Annotated in this window: 4 protein-coding genes; 2 read left to right on the top strand and 2 right to left on the bottom strand. The window is 68.8% G+C overall.

What is annotated here, in order from left to right:
- Both B1964_RS01215 and B1964_RS01210 read right to left on the bottom strand, forming a co-directional pair.
- A partial coding sequence (locus B1964_RS01215; protein ID WP_079928490.1) for a GtrA family protein occupies nucleotides 1–468 on the bottom strand: 468 nt, incomplete at its 3' end.
- Between the two features lie 34 nt (nucleotides 469–502).
- Nucleotides 503–1,333, bottom strand: a complete 831-nt coding sequence (locus tag B1964_RS01210) for an aldo/keto reductase (RefSeq protein ID WP_006369268.1) — start codon at nucleotides 1,331–1,333, stop codon at nucleotides 503–505.
- 128 nt (nucleotides 1,334–1,461) lie between these two features.
- Here B1964_RS01210 and B1964_RS01205 point away from each other — a divergent pair, with 128 nt between their 5' ends.
- Nucleotides 1,462–2,673 (top strand): lipase family protein, encoded by a 1,212-nt coding sequence (locus tag B1964_RS01205; protein WP_079928489.1) that lies wholly within the window; start codon nucleotides 1,462–1,464, stop codon nucleotides 2,671–2,673.
- 6 nt (nucleotides 2,674–2,679) lie between these two features.
- The coding region (locus B1964_RS01200) for an NAD(P)-binding protein (RefSeq protein ID WP_079928488.1) at nucleotides 2,680–4,061 on the top strand (1,382 nt) is incomplete at its 3' end.

Below are 4,061 nucleotides of genomic sequence, written 5' to 3'. Positions count from 1 at the left end.
GCCTTGCGCGATGACGTAGGCGAGCAGGCTGTAGAGCAGTTCCTCCGGCCACAGGTGCGACAGGAAGGTGTAGACACCGACGTTGACGACGAACGTCACGCAATAGAGCACGGCGACGGCAACGAAGCGGGCCATGCTGGGCTCGGCGCGGAAGGTCCAGCGCCGATTGACGATGTAGGCGGTGGTGGTTCCGCAGACGAAGCCGACCGCCTTGGCGAATCCGGCCGGCACCCCGAGCCCGTACTGCAGGATCGCGGTCAGACCGAAGTCGAGGATGCCCGAACCGACGCCGGTGACGATGAACCGGAAGATCTGCGTCGCCAGCGGGACGTTGGTGGACGCCTCCTGATCGTCGAGAGGCAGCTCGGGGACCATCGGCGCATGCCGGGTCGCGAAATCGTCGTGCCCGATCTCGTGCGGGCTCGTCTCGTGCGGGCCGTTCGGCTCACCGGGGATGGGGTCTGGCACGCTGCCACCCTAGACCCTCGGACACCGCGCCCGTTCAGAACTCCTCTTCGATGTCGGAGTTGCGGGCGGCGCCCTCCCCGCGGTCGAGTTCTTCGAGATCGGTGAGGTCGCCCGCGTCGAGTTCGAAGTCGAACAGATCGATGTTCTCGAGCTGGCGACCCTTGTGTGAGGACTTGGGCACCACGCCGATCTCCTGCTGTACCGCCCACCGCAATGCGATCTGCGTGGGCGACTTGCCGTACTTGCGGGCCAACCGGATGATCGTGGCGTCGCCGAGCATGCCCTCCTTACGCCCGGTCGGATGCCACGCCTGCGCATGGATTCCCTTGTCCTGCATGAACTGTCGTAGATCGCCGCGTGCCAGCGCCGGTGAGCACTGGATCTGGTTCACCTCGGGCCATCGCCCGGTCTCGTCGTAGAGCGCCTGCAGGTGGTGTTCACGGAAGTTGGAGACACCGGGCACCCGGATGAACCCCTCGTCGGCCAGCGTGAGCAGCGCTTTCCAGGAGTCGACCATCCGGCCCAGGCTCGGGCACGGCCAGTGGATCAGGTAGACGTCGATCCAGGACACCCCGAGCCGACGCGCACTCTCCTTGGCCGCAGTGATCGCCTCGTCGAAGCCCTGGTCGCCACCACCGAGCTTGGTCTGCACGATCACCTCGGAGCGGTCGATCTGCGACTCCTCGATCCCCATGCCCACGCTGAGCTCGTTGGAGTAACGCGACGCGGTGTCGAGCAGCCGGTACCCGGAGTCGAGCGCGTGGGAAACCGCCTGCGCGCACGGCATTCCCAACATGTCGAAGGTGCCGAGGCCGACCAGCGGCAACGCGAATCCGGACGCGAGGGTGACCGACGGTATGTCCATCTGCCCAGGATATGGGGCAAGACGGTGCCGGCGCCCGATAACCGGAGACGGCCCGACAACTCGGGATGGCCGGACAACTTCGAGACCAAGCCGCCACGGCGGGGAACCGATGGCGATAGGTTCGATCCATGTTCCACCGCCTCCGGCGCACCCGCCGTCTCACCCTCGCCTCCGTCGCCATCGCAACCCTGATCTCACTACCGGCGCTGGCCACCGCTCCGGCCCACGCCGACGACGACGCCACCCCCGCTCCGGTCACCTCCGGACTCGACGCCACCGGCTACTCCGGACCGATCGGTGCGCCCGGCGCCCTGATCACGCAGGTGCCGTTGGCGTCGTCGGTGAGCATCCCGGCGGCCGGTCGTGCCTACCGCGTCCTGTACTCGACGCGTGACATCCACGGGCGCCCGGCGGTCAGCTCCGGTGAGGTGCTCCTGCCGAAGCGTCCCGCACCGGCGGGCGGGTATCCGGTGATCGCGTGGGCGCACGGGACCACCGGTCTCGGCGACAATTGTGCGCCGTCGGTGCTGCCGCACAGCGACCGCGACGCCACCTACCTGGGCCATTGGCTCGATCAGGGGTATGCGATCGTCGCCACCGACTACGTCGGCCTCGGCACACCGGGCTTCATGAACTACCTGAGCGGTACCGCGGAGGCACAGTCGGTGGTCGACTCGGTCCGCGCGGCGCAGCAGATGGATCTGCCACTGGCCAAGAAGTGGGCGATCGTCGGCCAGTCCCAGGGCGCCGGCGCCGCACTCAACGCCGCGCGCCGTGCGACGGCACTCTCGGCGGGCAGCGGACTGGACTACCGCGGGGTGGTCGCCACCGGCACCCCGGCCAACATCGAGCAGGTCGTGGCGCTCGGCGCGCCGGCCCCGGTCGCCCTGCCGACCTCGCTGAACATCTACACCGCCTACATCCTCGCCGGCTTCGCCGACGCCCGCCCCGACCTGAACGTGCCGGGCATCCTCACCCCGCAGGGACGGCAGATCATCGCGAAGGCCCGCACGCTCTGCTACGCGGAGATGCAACCGGTGGTCCAGGGCGTCACGCTCGGCGAGTTCCTCGCCAAGCCGGTCTCGTCGATCCCGAATGTGCGTGCGGCGCTGACCGAATACATGGGCACCCCGTTCTCGGGGTACGACCGGCCGATCTTCCTCGGGCAGGGACTCCTCGACACCGATGTGCCGGCCCCGTCGGCGTTGTCGTTGTACGCGCAGATGGTCGCGGCGGGCCAGCCCGTCGACTTCCACGTCTACCCGACGCAGGACCACTCGGGGACCGTGCTCGCCTCGATGCCCGACTCCACCCCATTCGTCGCGCGAATCATGAAGTAGCCCACCATGACCGCCACGGCGACCTATGACGACGTCATCATCGGCGCCGGGCACAACGGGCTGACCGCGGCGGCCTACCTGGCACGGGCGGGCCGGTCCGTGCTGGTACTCGAGGTCGCCGACCACGTGGGCGGCGCGGCCATCTCGGCAATGGCGTTTCCCGGTGTCGCAGCACGGCTTTCGCGCTACTCCTATCTGGTGTCGCTGATGCCGCGCGAGATCATCGCCGACCTCGAACTCGACGTCGAACTGATCCGGCGACGGTATTCGTCCTACACGCCGCTGCCGTCGAATCCCGCGCACGGCCTGCTCGTCGACACCGCCGACGAGCCGGCCACCGCCGCCGCCTTCGCGCGTGCCACCGGCAGCGACACCGAATTCGGGGCGTGGCAATGGGTGTACGAGCGGATGGGCGAGATCGCGCGGCGCCTGTTCCCCACCCTCATCGAGCCGCTGCGATCGGCAAGCGAGATCCGCGCGCGGGTGACCGACGGCGACTCCTCCCTCGCCGAACTGTGGGAGTTGCTCACCACCCGACCGCTCGGCGAGCTCATCGAGCGGTACTTCGACGACGACGTCGTGCGCGGGATCGTCGCGACCGACGGGCTGATCGGCACCTTCACCGACCTGCACGACCCGTCCCTGCGGCAGAACATCTGCTTCCTCTACCACCTCATCGGCGGCGGTACCGGCGACTGGGATGTCCCGGTCGGCGGGATGGGAGCGGTCTCGGGCGCGCTGTATCAGGCGGCGCTGGCCGCCGGCGCGGCGATCCACACGAACTGCCGGGTGGTCGGCGTCGACCCGGCCGACGGGACCGTCGAGTACGTGCGCACCGAGGCGAACGCCACCGAAGCGGGTGGGCATCGACAACGGATTGGTCGGGTGCGGGGCTCGATGGTGCATGCGGCGTGCGCGCCGGTGGTGCTCAACACCATGCTCGACGACCCCGTCGACACCGAGCACGCGCCGCGCGGCGCCCAGCTCAAGATCAACCTGCTACTCGACCGGCTGCCGGAGTTGCGCGACCCGAACGTCGACCCTCGGGCCGCGTTCGCGGGCACCTTCCACATCAACGAGTCCTACGAGCAACTCCATACCGCCTGGGCGCAGGCCCGCCGCGACGAGGTACCCGAGGTACCGCCCTGTGAAATCTATTGCCACACATTGTCGGACACGTCGATCCTGGGCACCGACCTCGCCGGCAAACACACCCTGACCCTGTTCGGCCTGCACATGCCGCCCGAGGTGTTCGCCGCGCCCGGCGCGACGACCCACGCCGTCGAGGCCACCCTGGCATCCTTGGATTCGGTTCTCGCCGAGCCGATCGCGTCGGTGATCGCGACCGACGTCCACGGCAACGCCTGCATCGAGGCCAAGACGCCGCG

The organism is Gordonia sp. i37, from assembly GCF_002043085.1.
In the GTDB taxonomy this organism is placed as follows: domain Bacteria; phylum Actinomycetota; class Actinomycetes; order Mycobacteriales; family Mycobacteriaceae; genus Gordonia; species Gordonia polyisoprenivorans.
The sequence above is the reverse complement of the archived record's forward strand: the minus strand, read 5'-3'. Positions and strand labels throughout refer to the sequence as shown.